The organism is Bacillus cereus group sp. Bce019 (assembly GCF_051781745.1).
Classification (GTDB): domain Bacteria; phylum Bacillota; class Bacilli; order Bacillales; family Bacillaceae_G; genus Bacillus_A; species Bacillus_A cereus.
In genome coordinates, this window is record NZ_JBPWJX010000120.1 from 1 (window position 1) to 273 (window position 273).

The following is a 273-nucleotide window of genomic DNA, read 5'->3' on the forward strand; positions in this document are numbered from 1 at the left end:
GAGGCGTCACGGACGCATAGAGCTTCACGATGTCGTGGCTGTACGACTTCGCGCTCTTTCCGTTCAACAGCAGAACTGCCTTAAGATATTTTTCAAGTGCGTGAACAGCGAGCCAAAAGAAATCGACATTCAGGTGCTGATGGAAGCACCAGCGAGCCAGGACGTAGTTGTCGTCGGCAGTCGCAATGAATAGCTCGTTTATGATGCTGTGCTTGTCGGCGAATGAATCATCCAATATTTCCGGCATAGCTCGCTCTTTGTGCGCATGTTAAG

General features: G+C 50.2%; 1 protein-coding gene. It reads right to left on the minus strand.

All coding sequences use genetic code 11. The features are described from left to right. Positions 1 to 247, minus strand: a 247-nt coding sequence (locus tag ACS2QP_RS27700; RefSeq protein ID WP_438883054.1) for a hypothetical protein, incomplete at its 3' end; no start/stop codon positions are given. Between the last annotated feature and the right edge of the window lie 26 nt (positions 248 to 273).